This window comes from Mycoplasma marinum (assembly GCF_004335975.1).
Classification (GTDB): Bacteria; Bacillota_I; Bacilli_A; order Mycoplasmatales; family Metamycoplasmataceae; genus Mycoplasma_K; species Mycoplasma_K marinum.
The window spans coordinates 1-3114 of the sequence record NZ_PSZO01000042.1 but is presented as its reverse complement, the minus strand read 5'-3'; the positions used below and the strand labels follow the sequence as shown (position 1 = coordinate 3114).

Genomic DNA, 3114 nt, shown 5'->3' with positions numbered 1-3114 from the left:
GTCAAAATATTTATTTACTTATAGTTAGCATCTTTATTGTGTTTAGGGCTTTAAGTGCATTGCTTTGAGTGTATATAGGTAAAGTTGAGGAATCAAAGCGACAATACCAAACCTTCATACCAAACAAACCGCCTTCAGTAAAATTTATTTTGCCTTTATTTAAAGTCCAAAACAGATAAGATAAGTAAACTTTACCTAGGTTTTATCTTCATGAATTTTATCAACTTGCAAAGTTTTAAAGTGATAAAATTGTAATATGTCAAAAAAGCGAAGTATAAGAATAAAAATTAACGATTCCCAACAAACACGCACGTTACCCCTCTCTTATGAAATTATAACCAACCAAGAAAATAAAATGATATTTATTTATGGACACAATGGTTCCGGTAAAACAACTTTCACCTCTTTAATGGGGCAAAGAAATAATGGTGTAAAGGGTTTCACAAAAGAAATAAAAATGAATGGCAATGATGTAACGGTTCATAGTAATTTAAGCAAGAAAATCACAACGAGAACGTTTTATAACAAACCCACAACAAGACCAACGAATGACTTAAAGGAACATATAGCAGTCTTCTCGAAGGAAAGTTTTCGCTTTCACATCTTAGACTCTTCTGTCGTTTTTAGAAGACATAGGAGCAAGATTCGAAAGTATGATTGAGGAATTTACAATCGTTTTTTTAACTCACTAATTTTCGAAAAAGATATTGATTTATTAAGTTATTATAATTCAGATTTTTCCATAGAATTAGAAAAAGGTCAGGAACAAATTTTATATAACTACTTGCTTTCTTTAAAAGTTGAAGACGGGAAAACATCTGAAGATGCATCTTTTATAAAAAGTCAAGCAATACTACTCGAAGAAACACTGAATAAATTAAAAATCCCAAAATTATCTGACCTCATTCCCACTAATGATTATAAAAAGTTGAATTTTTGACACGAAAAACTATACTTCACTTTTCTATCGAATAAAATGGAAAATTTTTATAAACACACACTGGAGAAAATACCATGATCATCACTTTCATTTTTCCCAAAAAATATAAATAGTGTGAAAACTTTCATCATTGAAAATTATAAAGAATCGAAAAACAAGATGGATATAAGTATCAATAAAATATTTGCTAATCTTTTCCCAGGGAAGAAACCCCCGCGAACATTTAGTGATTTTGACTTTGATGAAAAAGGAGTGGCAATTTCATACAGCATTTACGAGGAAAGTATAAGAGCGTTTAGTGAAGGTGAGAAGGTTCTTTTTAGGGTTAAAATACTCAATGAAATGAATGGAGATGACATTGAAAACTCAATTATTATATTCGATGACATCTTAGATGTAACGGATAGAAGTATTATAGTTTCAATTGCAAGTGATTTAAAGACTTTTTTCAAAACTAATAAAAAACGTGATTTTGCTTTCCTTATGACATTCCATGATTATCAAAAGATGTTGAAATTCAATAATTTACTTACACGCCGCCCTTCAAATAAGGCAAACTCAAATGGCAAACCGTGTATAAATTTGGAAACTAGACAAATATTTGATCACGAAATTTTTAATTTGAGTAGGCAGCAACCTTTACTTGAAACTTTCAATAAAGGTAGTGGATTAGTGGAAAATTCTCAATTATTACTTTATAGACCCTTATATGATTCTTTGAGCAAAGAAAATCAAAGTACATTATGTTCATTTTTGAAATCTAATGAATTTATGCACTTTAATCCTAATTTAAAGCACTCTGAATCTGCGGTAAATAGTGCTTTCCAAGAGTTATTTTATATTTTTTCAGTCAATGAAAATAAAAAAAGTATTAACTTTAATAAATTTGATTTTCCGAATGAAATTAATCATAACACTTTGAAAAACATGGCCAACACCTTGTTTTCTACTAGAAAATACGAGAAAACTTGAAATATTACTCTTAGGAAAAAATTTCGGGACAAGGAAAAATGGTTAAGTCCTATTAACGTTTTTATAATTGCGTGAGCTATAAGATTCAAAATAGAAGAATGGATTTGTAATAATAAAAGAAAAAACATTGCAACAAAAACCTTTTTAAATAAATTTACCACTCGTAGCAAGTTTGAATTGCTACCTGTTGATATAAAAGTGAAAAACAAGGAATTAATTCTGCATTGAGTTGAACTAGTGAATAATGAACTGCATGATAGTGGAATTGGAATCTTGGACAATACAACGTCAGGATTATTGATTTACAGAAAATTAAAGCACTCAAATTTTTCCATAAAAATAGAGAGGTAAATTTATTTTCTATATTTACAAGTTTTTTTGTGACCAATTAAAATAGAATATTTTGATAAGCGAATCTGATTCATTTCAAGAATGAACCTTCAAGATTCTTTTTTAATTAATAATCCGCTTTCTTAGTCCTTTGATCAATAATAACTGCTTCTTTTATTCCGTGGTAATTATCTCCATCTGTACAAACATAATCACGCTCATTATGAATTACAGAATTGTTTTGTGTTGTAGTTTGTTTGATGGTTCTACCCATCATTGCAAACTCTGCATAGCTCCTTCCTTTCCCAAATGCATATAATATACAAAGGTTCATTATCCTTGTAATGAAAATTTTTATTTGTTCGTAGATTTTTCTTTTGAATTTAAATACTCATCTGGTTAATACATTGGATAAAATTGTATCATTTAGTATGAGTAAAAAAAGAAATAATTGTAAAAAAAGAAAAAAAGATAAAAGAATTAAAAAACCTACGAAAGTTGATGTATATTTTGATGAAACAAATCATACGGGTAATATTGGATTAACAAAAGATGAGGAGAAGCTTTCATATGGTAACTTTGATGAATGATATAATTTTCTTTATATTGGATTTGCTAATCCTAGCGAAATCAGGGAGAAGATATTGTCAATTGAAAAAGAATGTTTTCCCAATTCAAAAAACGGCGAAATAAAAGGAGCTAGATTAACAAGAAAAGACTTATTCTCCATGCCGAAACAAAACATAGATTTTTATAATAAGGTATTTGATGTAGTTCTTGAGCACAAAAAAATAATTCAATTTGGTTCATATAATAGAATTGAATTATTAGTTAGAAAAGGTTTAATAAATGAGGATTCAATGTTTTGATTC

At 28.5% G+C, this 3114-nt stretch carries 3 protein-coding genes; 2 read left to right on the top strand and 1 reads right to left on the bottom strand.

The window, feature by feature from the left end; translation table 4 throughout:
* Window positions 1–256: 256 nt before the first annotated feature.
* Entirely contained in the window at window positions 257–2263 is a 2007-nt protein-coding gene (locus tag C4B24_RS04515) for a P-loop NTPase family protein (protein WP_131599587.1), read from the top strand.
* A 106-nt stretch (window positions 2264–2369) separates the two neighbouring features.
* Here C4B24_RS04515 and C4B24_RS04510 read toward each other — a convergent pair whose 3' ends face one another.
* Window positions 2370–2576, bottom strand: a complete 207-nt coding sequence (locus C4B24_RS04510) for a hypothetical protein (RefSeq protein ID WP_131599586.1) — start codon at window positions 2574–2576, stop codon at window positions 2370–2372.
* Between the two features lie 97 nt (window positions 2577–2673).
* Between C4B24_RS04510 and C4B24_RS04505 the strand changes: the two genes are divergently transcribed.
* Window positions 2674–3114, top strand: a 441-nt coding sequence (locus tag C4B24_RS04505; protein WP_131599585.1) for a hypothetical protein, incomplete at its 3' end; no start/stop codon positions are given.